The sequence below is a fragment of the Stenotrophomonas sp. TWI169 genome (assembly GCF_039674705.1).
Taxonomy (GTDB): Bacteria; Pseudomonadota; Gammaproteobacteria; order Xanthomonadales; family Xanthomonadaceae; genus Stenotrophomonas; species Stenotrophomonas maltophilia_P.
The window spans coordinates 181,133-199,564 of sequence record NZ_JBDJOB010000004.1 but is presented as its reverse complement, the minus strand read 5'-3'; the positions used below and the strand labels follow the sequence as shown (position 1 = coordinate 199,564).

The 18,432-nt window shown below is 58.3% G+C and carries 15 protein-coding genes and 1 tRNA gene; 11 read left to right on the top strand and 5 right to left on the bottom strand.

Annotation, left to right across the window (positions count from 1 at the left end; genetic code table 11):
- The first annotated feature begins 54 nt into the window (after positions 1–54).
- The gene (locus ABE543_RS05075) at positions 55–672 is read left to right on the top strand and encodes a YiiX/YebB-like N1pC/P60 family cysteine hydrolase (RefSeq protein ID WP_346475382.1); all 618 of its coding nucleotides are present in this window, start codon (positions 55–57) and stop codon (positions 670–672) included.
- 52 nt (positions 673–724) lie between these two features.
- Here the strand turns inward: ABE543_RS05075 and ABE543_RS05070 are convergent, their stop codons facing one another.
- From ABE543_RS05070 to ABE543_RS05055, 4 genes are all read right to left on the bottom strand, one after another.
- Positions 725–889, bottom strand: a complete 165-nt coding sequence (locus ABE543_RS05070) for a hypothetical protein (RefSeq protein ID WP_181452160.1) — start codon at positions 887–889, stop codon at positions 725–727.
- A gap of 241 nt (positions 890–1,130) precedes the next feature.
- Positions 1,131–2,555 carry a TIGR00366 family protein gene (locus ABE543_RS05065; protein WP_206733971.1) on the bottom strand — a complete coding sequence of 475 codons (1,425 nt, stop codon included), beginning with the start codon at positions 2,553–2,555 and terminating at the stop codon, positions 1,131–1,133.
- A 105-nt stretch (positions 2,556–2,660) separates the two neighbouring features.
- Positions 2,661–3,554, bottom strand: coding sequence for a 4-hydroxybenzoate octaprenyltransferase (gene ubiA / locus ABE543_RS05060; RefSeq protein WP_322522810.1), 894 nt, complete (start codon positions 3,552–3,554; stop codon positions 2,661–2,663).
- Between the two features lie 107 nt (positions 3,555–3,661).
- Positions 3,662–5,893 carry a polysaccharide biosynthesis tyrosine autokinase gene (locus ABE543_RS05055; protein ID WP_346475395.1) on the bottom strand — a complete coding sequence of 744 codons (2,232 nt, stop codon included), beginning with the start codon at positions 5,891–5,893 and terminating at the stop codon, positions 3,662–3,664.
- Positions 5,894–6,499: 606 nt separating this feature from the next.
- Here ABE543_RS05055 and ABE543_RS05050 point away from each other — a divergent pair.
- The 10 genes from ABE543_RS05050 (at position 6,500) to ABE543_RS05005 (ending at position 16,840) form a co-directional block, all read left to right on the top strand.
- Entirely contained in the window at positions 6,500–7,666 is a 1,167-nt protein-coding gene (locus ABE543_RS05050) for a nucleotide sugar dehydrogenase (protein WP_322522809.1), read from the top strand.
- Positions 7,667–7,731: 65 nt separating this feature from the next.
- A complete protein-coding gene (locus tag ABE543_RS05045; protein ID WP_346475381.1) occupies positions 7,732–9,207 on the top strand; it encodes a lipopolysaccharide biosynthesis protein in 1,476 nt (491 codons plus the stop codon).
- A 22-nt stretch (positions 9,208–9,229) separates the two neighbouring features.
- The gene (locus ABE543_RS05040; RefSeq protein WP_346475380.1) at positions 9,230–10,288 is read left to right on the top strand and encodes a nitroreductase family protein; all 1,059 of its coding nucleotides are present in this window, start codon (positions 9,230–9,232) and stop codon (positions 10,286–10,288) included.
- A complete protein-coding gene (locus ABE543_RS05035) occupies positions 10,285–11,424 on the top strand; it encodes a polysaccharide pyruvyl transferase family protein (protein ID WP_322522806.1) in 1,140 nt (379 codons plus the stop codon). The genes ABE543_RS05040 and ABE543_RS05035 overlap by 4 nt, the downstream gene beginning before the upstream one ends.
- 48 nt (positions 11,425–11,472) lie before the next feature.
- Complete coding sequence (locus ABE543_RS05030; protein ID WP_346475379.1) at positions 11,473–12,378, top strand: glycosyltransferase; 906 nt, start codon at positions 11,473–11,475, stop codon at positions 12,376–12,378.
- A 12-nt stretch (positions 12,379–12,390) separates the two neighbouring features.
- The gene (locus ABE543_RS05025) at positions 12,391–13,488 is read left to right on the top strand and encodes a glycosyltransferase (protein ID WP_346475378.1); all 1,098 of its coding nucleotides are present in this window, start codon (positions 12,391–12,393) and stop codon (positions 13,486–13,488) included.
- Entirely contained in the window at positions 13,478–14,845 is a 1,368-nt protein-coding gene (locus tag ABE543_RS05020; protein ID WP_322522803.1) for an O-antigen ligase family protein, read from the top strand. The genes ABE543_RS05025 and ABE543_RS05020 overlap by 11 nt, the downstream gene beginning before the upstream one ends.
- A gap of 450 nt (positions 14,846–15,295) precedes the next feature.
- Positions 15,296–15,775 carry a glycosyltransferase gene (locus ABE543_RS05015; RefSeq protein WP_322522802.1) on the top strand — a complete coding sequence of 160 codons (480 nt, stop codon included), beginning with the start codon at positions 15,296–15,298 and terminating at the stop codon, positions 15,773–15,775.
- Positions 15,776–15,808: 33 nt separating this feature from the next.
- On the top strand, positions 15,809–16,654 hold the full coding sequence (locus ABE543_RS05010; RefSeq protein WP_322522801.1) for a heparin lyase I family protein: 846 nt from the start codon (positions 15,809–15,811) through the stop codon (positions 16,652–16,654).
- A 109-nt stretch (positions 16,655–16,763) separates the two neighbouring features.
- Positions 16,764–16,840, top strand: a tRNA-Arg gene (locus ABE543_RS05005).
- Positions 16,841–17,027: 187 nt separating this feature from the next.
- Here ABE543_RS05005 and ABE543_RS05000 read toward each other — a convergent pair.
- The gene (locus tag ABE543_RS05000; protein WP_111187265.1) at positions 17,028–18,383 is read right to left on the bottom strand and encodes a Gfo/Idh/MocA family oxidoreductase; all 1,356 of its coding nucleotides are present in this window, start codon (positions 18,381–18,383) and stop codon (positions 17,028–17,030) included.
- Positions 18,384–18,432: the final 49 nt, after the last annotated feature.

Here is an 18,432-nt window from a genome sequence, read left to right as displayed (position 1 = left end):
CCGTGTGCCGTGCAGGAACCTACAATGGCGCTCCCTCCTGTTGCCGGACCCTCCATGCGCCGCATCCTGCTGTTGTTCGCCCTGTTGTTGCCCGCTGCCGCGGCGACGGCCGTGGATCTCCAGGAGGGCGACCTGCTGTTCGTCACCGCAGGGCAAAGTGGCCTGAGCGCTGCCATCGATGATGCGACCGGTACGCAGGCTCATCCCGGTTTCGATCATGTGGGTCTGGTGGCCGCCACGACCCAGGGCTGGGAAGTGCTGCATGCGGACGAGAAGGGCTCGCGCCGGCAGACGTTGGCTACGTTCCAGCAGGAGGCGCGCGCCCGGCTGCGGCAGATCGTGGTCTACCGCCTGCGCGCACCGCACAACGCTGCCATCGGCGACGCCGTCGCCACCGCGCGTACCCTGCTTGGAAGGCCCTACAACGCCTCCTACGTGCCGAACGATGACAGCTACTACTGCTCGGACTTCATCGAACGTGCCTTCCGTGCCCACCATGTATTCGCGCTGCAGCCGATGAACTTCCGCAATCCGCAGACCGGGAAGATCGCCCGGCATTGGATCGACCTCTACCGCAGCATGGGTATGGACGTACCGCAGGGCGTACCGGGTACCAATCCCAACGACATGGCGGCGGCGCCCGTGCTGGAGCGGATCGGCACGCTGGAATGAGAAGCCCCGCACAAGGCGGGGCTTCAGGCGATGCTGGACAGGGACGCGAGGGTCACTCCTCCTCGTCCTGCCCGCCCTGCTGCTGGTTGCGCTGGCCGCGCTGCTGCTGGTCCTGCTGCTGTTGCTGCTGCTGATCGCGACCGCGCCCCTGCTGATCCTGCTGATCCTGCTGCTTCTGGTTCTGCTGGTTCTGCTGGTTCTGATTGTGCTGGCCCATTGCGGTGTCTCCAGTGCCACTCGCGGAATGCGGTGGTTGCGGCCATCGTCTGCAGCGGTGGGTTAACCATGCGTTGTGACGCAGCTACAGAAATGTGCATGCGCGTGAATGAACCGGCGTGACCCCTTGTGCCGCAAGCGGCTGAAGGATTCATTCGGGATCGGCATGTGCTCATGCCCGCAGAGGCTGTAGCCCATTCAGCGGCGCCCGCCCGGCCCGGCCGCGCAGCGGGCGCTGCACCTCATGGCATCACAGGCGGCACGTACTCCAGCGTCATGCCCAGCAACCACAGCAGGCCCAGCACCAGCGGGATGTGCACCAGCAGCTGGATGAAGGTGAAGCCGACGATGTCGCGGGCCTTCAGGCCCAGCACGCCCAGCAGCGGCAGCATCCAGAACGGATTGATCAGGTTCGGCAGTGCTTCGGCGGCGTTGTACACCTGCACAGCCCAGCCCAGGTGCGCCTTCAGTTCGTTGGCCGCCTGCATCACGTACGGTGCTTCGATGATCCACTTGCCGCCGCCGGAGGGAACGAAGAAGCCCAGGACCGCCGAGTACACGCCCATCACCAGAGCGAACGTATCGGTGCTGGCGATGTGCACGAACAGGCTGGACAGCCGGTGCGCCAGCGTCTGCCCATCGGCGCCGGCCGCGTGGGTGAGGATCATCGCGATGCCGCCATACAGCGGGAACTGGATCAGCACACCGGTCGTGCTGGGCACCGCCTTGGCCACCGCGTTGAGGAAGCTGCGCGGGCGCCAGTGCAGCAGCAGGCCGAGCGAGATGAACAGGAAGTTGTAGGTATTGAGGTTGGCGATCGCGGTCACCACCGGCTTGTTGGCGAACTCGTTGAACAGCCATCCGAAGGCCAGCAACGAGAGCAGCACGGTCAGCAGCGGGCTGTATTCGAGCCATTCGCCGGGGCGCGTGCGGCGCTGCAGCGGCTCAGGCTCGGCCTGCGCCGCACCGGGAAACGATTCAGCGGTGCGCGCACTGCCAGCCGCCGGTGCGGTCAACCAGGCAATCAGCAGTGACACCAGGATCAACGCCGCGGTCAGCACGATCGACTGCCACAGGAAGATGGTTTCAGTGAAGGGCAGTACGCCGGTGATCTCCACCAGCCCCGGCGGCATGCTGGCCGGGTTCGCCTGCAGCTGCGCAGCCGAAGAACTCAGGCCCATCGCCCAGACCGCGCCCAGGCCGAGGTAGGCGGAGGCACCCGCTGCGCGGTAGTCCATGCGCAGATCGGTCCGGCGCGCCAATGCACGCACCAGCAGACCGCCGAACACCAGCGAGAAGCCCCAGCTGAGCAGCGAAGCCAGCATGCTGACCAGGCCTACATAGACCACCGCACCGCGCCCCGTGCGCGGCACCCGCGCCAGCAGTTCGATGAAGCGCGCCACCACAGGCGCGGTGGCCACGGCATAACCGCCGATCACCACGAAGGCCATCTGCATGGTGAACGGAATCAGGCTCCAGAAGCCATCGCCAAAGGCACTGGCCGTGGTCTGCGGCGTGGAACCGAAGCCGATGGCTGCCAGGGCGACGATGACCACGCCCAGCACCGCGAACACGTAGGCATCAGGGAACCACTTTTCCGCCCAGGAGGCCGAGCGCAGCGCTGCGCGCGCCATCCAGCCATCCTGTACTGCTGCCGTCGAGGCCATCACCTACCCTCCCAGGTTCGATGGCTCGATTCTCGGCCTCGCGGCGGGGACTGTCAGTCGCCTATTGGTCGTAGGACGGTACGCGCCCCTTCCCGGCTGCGCCTGTCAGCGCAGCGCCAGATCCAGCGCGATACCGGCAAACAGCGCCGCGCCGACCCAGTTGTTGTGCAGGAACGCCTTGAAGCATGGCCCCCGCTCGCGGTTGCGGCAGATCCAGAATTCGTACACCACCAGCGCCGCAGCCACCGCCAGGCCGGACAGGTACCAGCTCCCCAGGCCGGCGCGCACACCGACCAGCGCCATGGTCGCCAGGAACAGGGCGTAGAGCACCCCTTGGATCACCAGATCCAGGTCCCCGAACAGGATCGCCGTGGAGCGCGAGCCCATCTTCAGGTCGTCCTCGCGGTCGACCATGGCGTACCAGGTGTCATACGCGGTCGACCAGAGGATGTTGCCGGCGTACAGCAGCCAGCCCAGCAGCGGCACTTCGCCCTGCACCGCGGCGAATGCCATGGGAATACCCCAGCCGAACGACATGCCCAGATAGACCTGCGGCAGGTGCGTATAACGCTTCAGGTAGGGATAGCTGGCGGCCAGGAACACGCCGATGAAGCTCAGGCCGATGGTCAGCCCGTTCAGGGTCAGCACCAGTCCGAATGCCACCAGCATCAGTACCGCGAACAGCACCAGCGCGGCACGGCCACTGATCGCCCCCGTCGCCAGCGGACGGGCCTTGGTGCGCTCCACATGCGGGTCGAGCCAGCGATCGGCGTAGTCATTGATGACACACCCCGCCGAGCGGGTCAGCCAGACACCCGCGGTGAACACGAACAGGGTCCACAGCGGCGGCATGCCGCCTGCCGCCAGCCACAGTGCCCACCAGGTGGGCCACAGCAGCAGCAACGTGCCGATCGGACGATCCGCGCGCATCAGACTCCAGTAATGCCGCCAGCGCGGCGTCGCCGGCGAATGCGGCGAAGTGAGGGGGGTATCGGCCATGGCGATAGGATACTCCTGCGCTGAAGGGACAGCGACGCGGGCCTGGAAAAGACGAAGCCCGATGCGCCTGCGCGCACCGGGCCCCGGTGTCCTGCCCCGCGAGAAGATCAAGCCTTGTCGTCAGACTTGTACTCGTAGTAGCCATAGCTGTAATAGCCCGTGGCGCGCTTCTCGACCGCATTGAAAATCGCACCCTTGATCTGCACGCCGTTCTGCTCGAAACGCTGCAGGGTCAGCTCGATTTCCTTGGCCTGATTCACGCCGAAACGGGTGACCAGCAGACTCGAGCCAGCGTGGGTGGCGACCAGCGCCGGGTCGGTCACGGCCAGGATCGGCGGCGTATCGACGATCACCAGATCGTACTTGCCTGACATGTCCTGAAGCAGCTGCGCAAAGCGCGGGTGCATAAGCAACTCGGCCGGGTTCGGCGGAATATCGCCGCGCACCATGTAGTGCATGTTGTCCAGACCAACCACCGGATGAATCACGTCGTCGACGTTGAGCTTGCCGCCCAGCACGTCTGACAAGCCCTTCTGGTGCGACACACCCAGGATCTTGTGCAGGGTGCCCTTGCGCATGTCCGCGTCAATGACCAGCACGCGCTGGCCCGCTTGTGCGATCACGGCCGCCAAATTGGCAGAAACGAACGTCTTGCCAACGCCTGGGCGGGGACCCGAGATGGTCAGGATGTTGTTCTTCGCTTCCAACATGGCGAAGTGCAGGCTTGTACGCAGGCTGCGTAGTGCCTCCACGGTCGGATCAGCCGGCGCAGAAACAGCCAACAGGTGCTGGCGGCCGTCGGCGATAACGCGTGTGCCGTGCCTGCCCTTGCGCAACTTGGGCAGGACGTTGGACACACTGAGCGGAATGGCCGCGTAGACCGGCAGGCCCAAGGCTTCGATGTCGGCCGGGTCTTCGATGCCCGGATTGAGCATGCGCTGGAGGAAGACGAAGGCGACCGAGAGAAATCCACCGAGAAGCGTGGCGATGGCTACGATCAGGGCCTTGCGGGGCTTGACTGGACTGGCCGTATCGACCACGGCGGGATCGATGATACGCACGTTGCCAACGGTACCTGCGCGGGCAACATCCAGTTGCTGCGCCTGATTGAGCAGCGCGGTGTAAAGCTCATTGCTGACTTGGAGGTCACGGGTCAGGCGAAGCAGTTCTTGCTGGGTATCCGGCAGCTGGCCGACCTGACGCTGGAAGGCAGCCTTGCGGCCTTCAAGATCACCAATCTGTTTAAGAAGCGCGCGATACGCCGGGTGTTCGCGGGTGAAGCTCCGATCCATCTCCGCCTGCTTCAGCCGCAGCTGTTGGATACTTCCCTCCACCGCGACTTCCTGTTCCAGCAGACCCTTGGTCTGCATGGTGATATCGACGGAGTTGGCCTTTGACTGGTAAGCCGTCATCGCGGCCTGGGCATCTTCCACCTGCTTGCGAACAGTCGGCAACTGCTCCTTCACGAACTGTAGCTGTGCGGCGGCTTCAGCGGAACCGCGATCCACGTTCTGACGAACATAGGCTTCGACAACTCGCTGGACAAGTGCCTCAGCCTGTGCAGGGCTGACGCTCTCGTATGTAACCTGCAAAATCCCTGATTCCTTGCCCAGCTCTGCAACCGCTAGCGAGTTCTGCAAATCACTGATCACATTCAGCTTTCGAAGCTTGGTGACCACGAAGCGGGTACCAGGATTCGCACGTACTGAAGAGACGTCAATCGTCACTCCATTGGCAGAAGCGGACTGGCCTGCAACGCCTCTAACAATGACGCTCTCCGCGTCATCCATAATCGTAAAGGCGCCCGACGCATCCTCGACACGAAGTGTCATGGGTACATTGACAAGGTTTGCCGGAACGTCGAAACGCGAAACTACCAATGCTTCGCCGCCCCAACCATAGCTATCGGCACCAAATCTAGCCGGCGCAACTTGGCCCGCAGCTTCCGGCCGGAACCGTCTGGCGAAAAAATCACCGATGAACGGCATCCGCATCGGCTCCACCGAAGTATCGAGGTTCAGCTGATCGACTGCGATGCCTATCACGGAGCGAGAGGTGAGTAGCGCCACTTCCGTAGTAGAGGCCGAGCTAACGCCTCCAACGCCCAGCGTGGATGAAAGTTCAGACAGCCCCGGCAACCCCGGCACTTTAGGCTCCACCTGCACCATGGCTTGAGCTTGGTACACGGGACGCGCAAGAAGCGCGTACAGGAATCCTGCCATAAGGAACAGAAATGTCGTACCTGCAATCCACCACTTGCGATCAATCAACACGCCCAGAAGGTCGCGCAGGTCAATCTCATCTTCCTTGGCCGAGCGGGCATTGGTCTGTCTAGTCATCGTATCCATCTTGAATTCGGCAGCTTGCACAGTGCCTCTGTACATGGGGTATCACGGCTGAACGCTATTGCGACAGTGGCGAGATATCGGCCAGAACCGGCCTGAAGACCGGAGTCCTCATTCCTGCCCGCAGCTGAATGGCTGAAAAGTGCCAGCCAAGCCTGCCAGTATACGCAGTTTGGAGCATCTCGTGGGCGGGAGACCGCGGAAACGGAGCAACGGACCGCCGAGCTTCCGGCGCCCGTGGTACGATTCAGGGTCGAACGCGACGGTCGCCGCCCCATTCAGCGCGACGGGCATCACAAAAACAGCTCGAAATCTGAGGCAATTCGCTCTCAAGCCAAAGGCTTCGGCCGCGCTGGATGGAAGGTCGAATTCAGAACTTGTGCTTCGCAGCTCCGCTCTAGAGACCGGCAGCTGCGCCATCCCGAGGCCAGCTTGTGTAGTACGATCCAAGCCCATGCGAAAAGCGTGCCAATCGCGGGAAAGATGATGACACTTGAAACTGGTGGTACACCTGCGCCGAAGGGGAAGACCCCGTCCAAACCAAGGACGCGCCGTGCCTCTCTTGGCCTTGCAACACTTTGAATCAAAAGGAACTTGATAATGAAAATTGCCGTGGCTGGAACAGGATACGTCGGCCTGTCTAACGCAATCCTCCTAGCCCAGCACAATCAGGTTGTCGCACTCGACATCGACCCTGATCGCGTCAAGAAGATCAACGCTAGACAGGCGCCCATCGATGATCCTGAGATCGAGGACTTCCTGGCAAACAAGCCACTCGATCTGATCGCGACTCTCAATGCTGCCCAAGCGTACGAGGGAGCCGCGTTCGTTGTAATCGCGACACCAACCGACTACGACCCACAGACAAACTACTTCAACACCAGTTCGCTGGAATCCGTGGTTCAGGATGTGTTACGGATCAATCCTGACGCGGTCATGGTGATCAAATCGACGATTCCTGTTGGCTGTACAACTGAATTGCGCCGACGATTCAGCACTGAGAACATTATCTTCTCGCCAGAGTTTCTTCGTGAAGGGAAGGCGCTGTACGACAACCTGCACCCAAGCCGAATCATTGTGGGCGAGCAGTCCAGCCGTGCCGCACAATTCGCTGAGTTGCTTAAGGAGGGCGCAATCACCAAAAACGCACCCGTTCTACTGACAGACGCTACTGAGGCGGAAGCGATCAAGCTCTTCGCAAACACGTATCTGGCTATGCGCGTCGCCTATTTCAACGAGCTTGATACATATGCATCTTCGCACTCGCTAGATACCCGTCAGATTATTGAGGGCGTTAGCCTTGACCCCAGGATTGGGGGGCACTACAACAACCCGTCCTTCGGCTACGGTGGCTATTGCCTACCGAAAGACACCAAACAGCTGCTCGCGAATTACAAAGACGTCCCCCAAAATCTTATTCATGCGATCGTTGAAGCCAACAGAACTCGCAAGGATTTCATAGCAGACGAAATACTGCGCCGTAATCCGAAGACAGTCGGCATCTACAGATTGGTAATGAAAGCTGGTTCCGATAATTTCCGAACTTCGGCCATCCAAGGTGTAATGAAGCGCATCAAGGCGAAAGGCGTGGAGATTATTGTCTACGAGCCCACTTTGCGTGATGCCGAATTCTTTGGCTCCAAAGTCGTCAATGATCTTGATGCGTTCAAGAATGCTGCCGACCTCATTGTCGCCAACAGGGTAACTGAACAGATAAGCAACGTCGCTGACAAGACATTCACCAGGGATCTTTTCGGAGCTGACTGAGGGCGGTCAGTGATTCAGCCCGACTTAATCAGCGGCCCCTGGGAAAATACGAGCATTTCAGCACGATGGCTGCACCTGAAAATATTCAACCCAATCACGACCTAAAACGGAAAAGCATCCGAGGCGGCGTCATCACGATGACCGCCCAGGGCGCTAGCATACTGATTCAGCTGGCGTCGACCGTCACGCTCGCGCGCCTGCTTCCATCCGAAGATTTCGGCATCATTGCCATGATTGTTGCAGTCACTTCATTCGCGGGACTCTTTCGCGACATGGGACTGTCTACGGCTTCGATTCAGAAGGTTGACCTCACGATAGAACAAACCAACGCGCTGTTCTGGATCAACGTCGCGACAGGTACTGGCCTGACCGTCTGTGTTGCTGCGTCTGCACCGTTGATTGCCGCGTTTTATTCCCGTGCCGAGCTGATACCCGTAACATTTCTGCTGAGCAGCACGTTTGTTATTAGCAGCCTCGGAGCTCAGCACTCCGCAACGATGCAGAGGGAACTGAGATTCAAGCCGAAGGCGTTCGCAGACATCACAGGGGCTGTGGCCGCCCTCACGGTCGCCGTGGCTCTGGCTATGCTCGGAAAGGGTTACTGGTCTCTAGCGTGGGGCACGGTGATAGGCGCGCTGACCACGACCTCACTCTACTTCGCTGTCTCCAGTTTTCGCCCCGGCTTGCCGCGACGCACCGCGGGGATTCGAGAGTTGATCGGATTTGGCGCCAATGTAACGGCATTTGAATTTGTCAATTATTTCCATCGAAACCTTGACAACGTCCTCATTGGGAGGGTGTGGGGTGCGGCACAGCTAGGCCTTTACAGTCGGGCCTATCAGCTGATGATGTTGCCGATTATTAGCATACGGACTCCGATCAACGCAGTTGCACTCCCTGTTTTGAGTCGTCTGCAGAATGACCCAATACAATTCCGCAGGTACTATTTTCAGATCACCTCGGTGCTGGCCATTCTGTCCATCCCCATGATGGCGTTTCTATCCATCAACTCCCAGAGCGTCGTCACTGTTGCGCTGGGGCAGAAGTGGGCCGAGATGGCCCCAATCTTCACTCTGCTTGGGATCACCGGACTGATCCAGCCCGTGGCAAGCCTGCGAGGGCTGGTGCTGCTCAGCTTGGGTAAGACGAGGCGCTACTTGGCCTGGGGAATACTGAACGCGCTGGTCGTCAGCGTGGGCTTCGCTGTAGGTGTTGCATGGGGACCGGTCGGAGTCGCGGCATCGTACGCCTTGACCAACTACCTAATCCTCTACCCATCACTTGTCTTTGCGTTCAAAGAGACTCCCGTCAAACCCTCTGACTTCTTCCGAGCGCTGATGCGCCCCACCGTGGCCTCGGGGTCGGGAGCCATAGCTAACCTAGTAGCGCTTGCCCACCTCCCTAGCATCACGCCAATCGTCATGCTCCCTCTTTGCTTCGCACTTTTCAGCATCTCATTTCTGATTACATTCTTTGCAATTCCTGGCGGAATTGCCGAGTTCAAGAGCTACTGTCAACTGATCAAAAGCATTCGGAAATGATACTTTCAACCGGAACTCATCAATGAATCTCGTCACATCCCTGAAGCGCCGCGTGAAGGCCGTTCTTAATGCAGGGCACGCTCTGATCCTAGGCATAAGTGCCAGCAGCAGGCTGACCACAGGGATGTATTACCTCGTTACCGGCCACTTCGCTCGAGAGCACTACGCAACTATTTCAGGCAGGATTGCATACCAGAAGTCTCTCAAAGATCCGAAGAGTAGCTCAGCTTTGCTGCGTCGTAACGTGCATCGCCTGGAGAAAGGCCTTCTGATGAGACCAAGGCGCGTGCCGTTCGGCCTGAACTACATTGAGGAGACTGTCTCTGCATACTGCCGAGCGTCCAAAGCAGGAGTAGAACGGACCGAACTTGCCTGGGCGCGCGATGTGCTGAACGAGTACATGGACGCGTCGCCATCCCATCCGAAGATTGAGCCTCTACGTGCACTGGTAGCAGAGGCAAATGACGAAGTCGCAAAGAATAGCAACTGCAGACGGATGATCCCTTACATTCGGGATCCTAACGACGCCCCCGCGGTGACCTACGATGATCTACTGGCGCTTGCAAAGTATCGACGATCAGTGCGCTGGTTTTTGGCTAGGCCCGTACCGCGCGACATGATTGATCGAGCGATTACTGTTGCCGGATACTCTCCTACAGCATGTAATCGACAGCCATATGAATTCCGCATCATGGATGATCCGGCCCTTGTCCAACAGGCTATTAATCTTCCAATGGGTACGGGCGGGTTTTCTCATCAGGTCCCGGCTGTCGCGATCATTGTCGGAAAGCAACGCAACTACTTCAAGGAGCGAGATAGACACCTGATCTATACGGACGCCTCCTTGGCAGTAATGTCCTTTGTATATGCGCTTGAGGTGCAAGGACTTGCTTCCTGCTGCATCAATTGGCCTGACGTCGAGGAAAGAGAGCAGAAGATGGAGAAATTTCTTCGTCTGGAGCAGGATGAAAGACCCATCATGCTAGTCGCGATTGGCTTCCCGGACCCCGACGGCATGGTTGCCTACTCCAGCAAGAAGCCACTCTCCACCCTTCGCACCTACAACTTTGAGTCGAAATGAAGCCGCTCACTATCGAAATCAATGGAACCGGCACGCACAACCGCGGCGCCGAGTTGATGGCAATTGCAATCGCTGACCGCCTTCGCGCAACCTTTCCCGCTGTACGGCTTGTAGTTCCTTCCCAGTTTGGCAGTCAAGCGGACAGGGAAAAGCATAACTTCCTCACAACGTGGGAGTTCGCTGGTCGTGCCGGTGCGATTAGAACGATGCTGGCTTCTATGGCATGGCGTGGCCGTAGTGATGTAATCAACCCGGCGCACGTCGACATTGTCTTGGACGCGTCAGGCTTTGCGTTCTCCGACCAATGGGGTGCAAGTCGTCCCCAGAAGCTGGTCCGGATCATGAGCCGTCCCTACCGCCGGCACCAAAAGTTGATCCTTCTTCCGCAAGCTCTTGGGCCGTTCGAGAAACCCGATGTCGCTGATTGGAGCCGCAAGATGTTTTCTCGAGCGAGCCTAGTGTTCGCTCGCGACAGTCACTCGCACGCCTGCGCTAGCAAGCTAGCGCCACGCGAAGTGCTCAGGCAGTTCCCAGACTTCACTGTGAGCGTATCGCCAACGATTCCGAGCGATGTATCGGTTCCAGAACGTTTCTGCGCAATCGTTCCCAACGTTCGCATGATGGACAAGACCAGCAAGGGAGACGACTACCTGAACTTCCTCCGCCACGCGATCGACAACATGGAGCAGACAGGAATGAACCCTGTCATCGTCCTGCACGATGCGGAGGAGGATCGAACGGTTCTGGGGCTGATGGGCGCGAAGTACAGCGAGCTGCCGATCCTCACCCACCCCGACCCGCGCGTTCTGAAGGGTATGCTCGGAAAGGCCGACTTCGTGATCGGCTCGAGGTTCCACGCTCTCGTAAGTTCCCTCTCGCAGGGTGTGCCCTGCATTGGAGCGGGCTGGTCGCACAAGTATCCAGAGTTGTTCCGGGACTTTGCCTGTCCGGACCTTCTACTGGCTGACCTGAGCGACCACTCTGCCCTCCGCAGTCTTATTGCGCGCCTGGGCAATGATGATGAGAGGGAAAAGATATCAGCCCGAGTGTCTGCCGCAGCAATCGAGCTGAAGTCCCGCACAGACGAGATGTGGGGGCAGGTGGAAGACGAAATCAGAGCCGCGACGCAGCGCTGAACTAAATTCAATCGCGAAGAACCATCCTTTGAACCAATTGACTTGCCAATGAATGCCAGACCTGACGTAAGCGTCATCATCCCGACATACAACGAGGGCCACAAGGTCGCGAAGTGCGTCGAAGCGCTCCAGGCGCAAATCTTCAACGGCACTTTTGAGGTCATCGTAGTCGATAACGGTTCAACTCACGACAATCCCACTGTTCCCGCCAACGATCCGCGCTTCAGCCTGATTACGGAGCCAACTCCCGGATCTTACTCTGCCCGAAACGCCGGTCTAGGCGTGGCAAGTGGAACTCTGATCGCCTTCACAGACTCGGACTGTGTTCCGGATCCGGCTTGGCTAGCCAATGCATGGGCGGCATTTCGCGATTCCCCGAACATCTCTCTTGTTGCAGGCAGGATCGACATCTTCTTTCTGGACCCAGAAAGGCCGACATCTGTTGAGCTCTTCGAGAGAAGATTCTCCTTCCGTCAGCAGGAAAGCGTGCAACAGGGATGGGCGGTAACCGCCAACCTCTTCGTTCGCCGGGAGGTCTTTGACAGAATCGGCGGGTTCGAAACGAAGACTTTCTCTGGGGGAGATTCTGAGTTCACGAGGAGAGCCTGCGCGAATGGGCTGGTGATGGCGTATGAGGACGGCGCCATCGTGCAGCATCCTGCGAGACGTACGTTGGCTGAGATCAATCAGCTGCGTCGTCGCCACGTAGGAGGCTTTTATCGCCTTAGCAAGACCGAGCAGGAGTTCGCCGAAATGTTCTCATTTAAGGGCATCGCTAAGGACTTTCTTTATCCGGTTAAGGGTGCAGCGCTCGTCTCCAAAGACGTGATCGCCCGAAGATCCTCAGCCTACGATGCAGTGCGCATTATTGGAGTCCTGACACATACCCGATTCTATCGCGGAATTCTGAAGGTCATGTACAAGCTGAATCTCAAGAAGAGCTACGAGCGCTGAGTGGTGAGCACTGTGAGAGCACTTGTCATCTCAAACATGTTTCCGTCTCCAGAAAGCCCGGCCAGCGGAGTATTTGTTAGGCGGATTTCCGAGCAAATGATGGACCACGGCATTTCTGTTCAACACGTGGTCAAAGGGAATGGCAGCAGTAAGATAGCCAGCTACTTTAAGTTCTATTTTTTGTCCTTCTGGGCTAGCCTTATCTCACGCCACGATCTTATCTATCTGCACTTTCCAAGCCATGCATTTCCTGCGGTGTGGCTCGCGCTCGCACTCCGCAATGTGCCATTGATTGTCCATGTGCACGGTGCAGACGTCGCACCTGATCGACCGGGACGTCTGCGACAAGCTCTGGTTCGTTTCATGACAGCCCGAGCGCTGCGCAGAGCTTCTCTGGTCATCGCCCCCTCGCCGTACTTTCAGTCGCTCGTATCCTCAGAGTTTCCTTGGTGCGCTGAGAAGATTCGTGTCTCGCCATCAGGGGGTGTCGACACGCAATTTCTTAAGTATGTTCCGGTCAGATATCGGGCGCGACGTCGGGTCCTTTTCCTCGGTAGGCTGATCAGAGGAAAGGGTGCTCATCTACTCATGGATGCGGCCGGACTGCTCAAGAAGACTCATCCCGAACTAGCATACGAGTTAGTTTTTGCTGGCGACGGACCAGAGAGGAGTTCACTGGAAGACCAGGCAAGCAGCCTGTCTGGTACTCAGATTGCCTTCCTCGGACAGGTTCCGCCGGAGAAGGTACCTTCTGTCATCGCTGACTGCGACGTGCTGGTTTTCCCATCATACAGAAGAGGGGAGAGCCTCGGGCTGGTTGCATTGGAAGCAATGGCTTGCGGGAAGCCAGTTGTTGCGGCGCTTAATGGAGCGATGGATGGAATCATCGACCATGGGCTCAACGGGTATTTGTTCTCCCCGAATCGGCCTGACGAACTGGCGGAAGCCCTTCGTTCATTGATCTGCATGGACCATGATCGTCTTACAATCATGTCGCAGCTGGCACGCACTCGCGCCGAACAGTACTCAAGCGGCGCCGTGGGAGCTCAGCTCAGCGACCTTCTCCATCGACACATAATTGAAAAGGTGAGCGGTGGTCATGTCTCATAACGCAGAACCCGCCGCAGCCTTTAAACGGAGTGCACCCTCTGCACCCTCCAGTCGCCACGAGATCACCTCTCCGCTTGCCTCAGCATTGGCGAAGCTCATTCTTCTCATCACACCAGCGCTGATTGTGGTGGATACTCTGAACGGCGCATTGATGCGCGAGTTTGGCATCTCCGCACTTTCGCAGGTAGTGAAGGTGAGCTACCTCGCACTGCTAGCCGTGTATGCGATTCATACCCGTCAGGGTGTGATTGCACTATGCGCCTGCATCATCACCAATTCCATATTTATTCTTGCCCACACCATTCCAGGAGGGACCATCTCGTCCATTGCTGCTGATGCGCAATGGCTACTCCGGTTCAATATTTTGTGGCTTGGCTTCTACTGCTTCAAGCGAATGACCCGCCAAGGAAAGATTGATGACGCCTGGCTTCGAGGCTGCTTCACATTTGTATCGATCATACTTGCCATAAACCTAGTGCTTGGCACTATCGGGCTGGGCTATTCACAGTATGGAAAGTACAGTGATTCCGAACAGATTGGCGCAGTCGGGTTCATCTTTGCTGGCAATGAAATGTCGTTCCTGATGCTACTCTGCCAGTCTGTAATCTGCGGCTTCGTCTATCACAGGCAACGTGCTACAGCATTCTATCTATTGATCTGCTGCCTGTTTCTTGCAGCCGCCATTCTTAAGGCCACTAAAGTGGCGATTCTAGGAAGTGCCATAATCGCTCTTGCCTTCCCCGGAATTGAGGTGCTCCGCGGCCTGCTTCGATTCAGAATGGGCTCGCTGCGTGGCTTGATTATTGGATTTTTCTCCTTGCTCTTTGTGGTCACTGCAGCACCCATTGTATTGCAGCTAATCGAAAGCAGCGGGCTCCTGGGGCGAATGCAGTATTTCCTCCGCGAGTACGGCCTTCTCTTCACTATATTCAGCGGCCGAGAACAGTTTCTTCAGGACTTTCTGGGTAACGTCTGGCCAAACTACACACTTTTCGAAAAGATGCTTGGGGCCGGCCGGCAGGAAATGCTGCTTCGCCTGGGACGTCCAGTAGAGATCGACGCTGCAGATCTTCTTGGCGCCTTTGGCGTCGCGGGAGTGATTTTGTACTACGGCCCCTTTATATTCGGACTCATCAAATCCAGCCGATCCATCATTTACCCGTCAGCATCGCTGACCACTGCTTTTATTATTTCTTCGATACTAATACTGATCAGCCTCACTGCGGGCCACGTCATCTATAGTGGCTTGGCTGCTCCATACCTGGCTGTAGCTTTCGGTTATCTCCTAAATAGAGAGCCCTTGCTATCCGCACACTCGTCCGCTTCACAAGAGGACTCAGGCGATGGCCGTCAATAGAAAAAAAGAGCGTAGAGTACTTGCTGTGGCCTCAGGGGGAGGACATTGGGTTCAACTCCTCCGACTTCGGCCCGCATTCGAGGGCGCGTCGCTCCTGTACGTGACCACCCGTGCCCCGAGCACACGGGATATGGTTGGGTCGACAGTGCGTGTGGTACCCGACGGAAACATGGACAGCAAACTTTCGCTGATCTTGACCGCCCTTCATATGGCGTACCACATCGCACGCTTCAGGCCCCACGTCGTTGTCTCCACCGGTGCAGCGCCTGGATTCATAGCCTTGGTCTTCGGAAAGCTGATCGGCTCCCGCACCATTTGGCTGGACAGTGTCGCCAACTCAGAGAGCCTGTCGCTTGCGGGACGGAAGGTCCGACGCTGGGCAGATCACTGGCTAACCCAATGGCCAGAGCTCGCTACTCCTGAAGGCCCTCATTATGTGGGGGCCGTTCTGTGATCTTCGTAACCATCGGAACCCAGCTTCCATTTGATCGACTGATCAAGGCAGCCGATGAGGCAGTGGCGCGACGAGGTCTTAAGGGATTTGCCCAGATCGGGCCTGGCAACTATTTGCCAGCCCACTTGACGCACGAACGCTTCGTAACCGCAGACAAGTTCGAGGAACTTATAGCCGCTTCGTCATGCATTGTCTCCCACGCAGGAATGGGAAGTATCATTACCGCGATGAGATACGGCAAGCCAGCGATACTGATGCCAAGGTCTGCAGCTCTCGGCGAACACCGCAATGAGCATCAGCTTGCTACAGCCAGAAGATTTTCGGAGCACCCAAGCGTAAGGATCGTCAATAGCTCTGATGAGATTCTTGCCGCATACGACGATATTCTCGACCGATCGGCCTCGGTTCCGTTCGATCTGTCCCCGCACGCCACAGCCGAGCTGATAGATGCCATGCGAGCCATGGTGTTTAAATAGCTTCGTCCCTTTTTTCAAATTGAAGGAGAGTGCGTGAGCGCAATTCGGCGTCAACTTCTTTACTTGATCATTCTCTGCCAAACGCTCAGTGCTGGCTCAGTGTTTTCTGCTACGACGCGCCCAAGCAAGGACGGATGGCTGCGTGAGGCGCCATTTGACTATTCGATCCGAAGCATCAGCGGCCCGGACGTTCCCACAAGTTTGCGTGCTAACGCTGTGGGCGATCACAGCGCGGCGGAATCTCAATCTCCAATTTATGATTTTGAGTGGCGAAAGAGCGATTGGAATGGAAGAAGATCGACCAAAGGGACGGAACTTAAGACACGCCCCATGCCTTGGATGAAGGAACAATGGGCTCGGTTATCTTTTTTCGCCGATGCAAAATACTTTTCCGGCGACAAACAATTTGCAATTATCATGCAATACCACAGCGTGCCGGATGTGGAATTGGGAGAGGAGTGGAGAAACCCAGTGTCGAGCCTGGTTATTCGAGGCGACAACCTACAATATGACTACAGGTCCAGCGTCGAGCAGGTAACGCCGAAGGATGAGAAGGGCTTCAAGTATACCGGCAAAGGAACCATACAGCTGGGCCGGGTTCGCTTCAATGAATGGAACAATATTATATTTCACCAGAGTTTCGATACCCGCTCGGGAAGTATAAAAATCTGGCTTAATGGCCAGGTTTTCGAACGTGAGCATGTGGGTATCGGCTACAACGATAAGCATGGAATGTTTTTGAAGTTCGGGCTCTACTGCCCAGCAGGTTCCGACTTGGACGTCAAGCGAATTTCGTTCCGCGATGTAAAGATACTTCCGGCCGCTCCTAATGATCCCATTCCGAATGAGGCGGAGGCTCTTCAGCTACTTCGAAAGTAGTTGTCGAATTGGATCATCGCCAATGCGGCGCTCATCGCTACAGAATTGCAAGCTCAGGGCTCAACATCGTGCCAATCGTTAAAATTTTCCGCTATACTGTCTGGCCAACGCGCCCGTAGCTCAGCCGGATAGAGTAGTGGCTTCCGAAGCCATTGGTCGGGGGTTCGAATCCCTCCGGGCGCGCCATCTTTCCCTGCTCAGGCCATCGATTGTTGGCCCACCGGCACGGCCCCGGAATCAGCAGGCCGCTGATATTCCACGCTGAGACCTGGGAACCGGCAGCCGCCGAGCGCAGGCCCAGCGCCACAGGGGCGAGCACACCGGTCCACAGAGCAACGCCGGGCATGGCCCGGCGCTACCGTGGGTGTACGGATCAGTACGTGCCGTCGAAGGCGAAGATCGGCTTGCGCTGCTTCCACGCGCCAGCGGTGAAGTCAGGGAACTCCAGCGTCTGGAAGCCATTGGCGATGGACTGCTCGGAAAGCGGGGTGATCGCGCTCCAGGTCACTGCATCGTAGATGTCGATCGGCATCGGCGCCTTGGCCTTCAGTGCCTCGACGAACGCATGGATGACGAACCAGTCCATGCCGCCATGACCGGCGCTGGCCGCGGTGTCGGCATGCTGCTTCCACAGCGGGTGCTCGTACTGATCCTGGTAGGTCTTGAACTCTTCCCACTGGTGCGGCGGGCTGCGGCCTTCAATGTGGATCGAGTGGTTGACGTCCATCCACAGACCCTTGGTGCCCTGCACGCGGAAGCCCATCGAGTACGGTCGAGGCAGCGAGGTGTCGTGCTGCAGCAGGATGGTCTCACCGTTCTCGCAGGCGAGCGTGGTGGTCACGATGTCACCCAGCTTGAACTTCACTTGGGTGCTGGGGTGGGTGGTGCCACCGCTCTTGGCCACGGTGTACTCGTGCAGGCCGCGTGCCTTGGTCGCGAAAGCGTTGATATGGGTAAAGCGGTTGCCGCGGTTGATGCCGGTGTACATCGCGCACGGGCCGATGCTGTGGCTGGGGTAGAGCTCGCCGTTGCGCTCCACCGAATGCTCGGTGCGCCAACGTGCCTCGCTCCAGCCCTTGGGACCGAACTCCACGCCGCTGTCGTAAGGCTGGCTGGGATCACCGGAGTTGAACTTCACCCCGCGCAGGTCGTGCTGGTAGCCGGCCTGCAGATGCACCAGCTCGCCGAACAGGCCCTGTCGCACCATCTGCAGGGCGGCCATCACATCGCGGCGGTAGCAGACGTTCTCCAGCAGCATGTACGGCGTGCCGGTCGTGAGCTGGGTCTTCAGCACATCCCAGTGGTCCTGCAGGGTGATGCCGGCCACCACCTCGCAGCCTACGGCCACGCCCGCCTGCATGGCGGCGATCGCCATCGGCGCGTGGTATTCCCACGGCGTAGCGATGATCACGCCATCGATGCCCTTCTGTTCCAGAAGGCGCTTCCAGGCGTTGCTGTCGCGATCCTGGCCATAGGTTTTCGGCGCAGGCTTGCCCGCCTTGGTCACCATGTCCACGGCACGACCCAGCATGATCGGCTCGATGTCGCACAGTGCAATGACCTCGACATCGTCGCGGCGCACCAGCTCCTTCAACAGCACCTGGCCGCGCATGCCGGTACCGATCATGGCCAGGCGGAGCGTGCGCCCGCGCGCCCAGGCCGGGGTCTGTGGCAACAGGCTGCTGGCGGCGACGGCGGCACTGGCCGCGATGAACTCCCTGCGTTTCATGGCAAACATCTCTCCTCTTGGAAGCGCGCCGGCCGCAACCGGCGCGCTG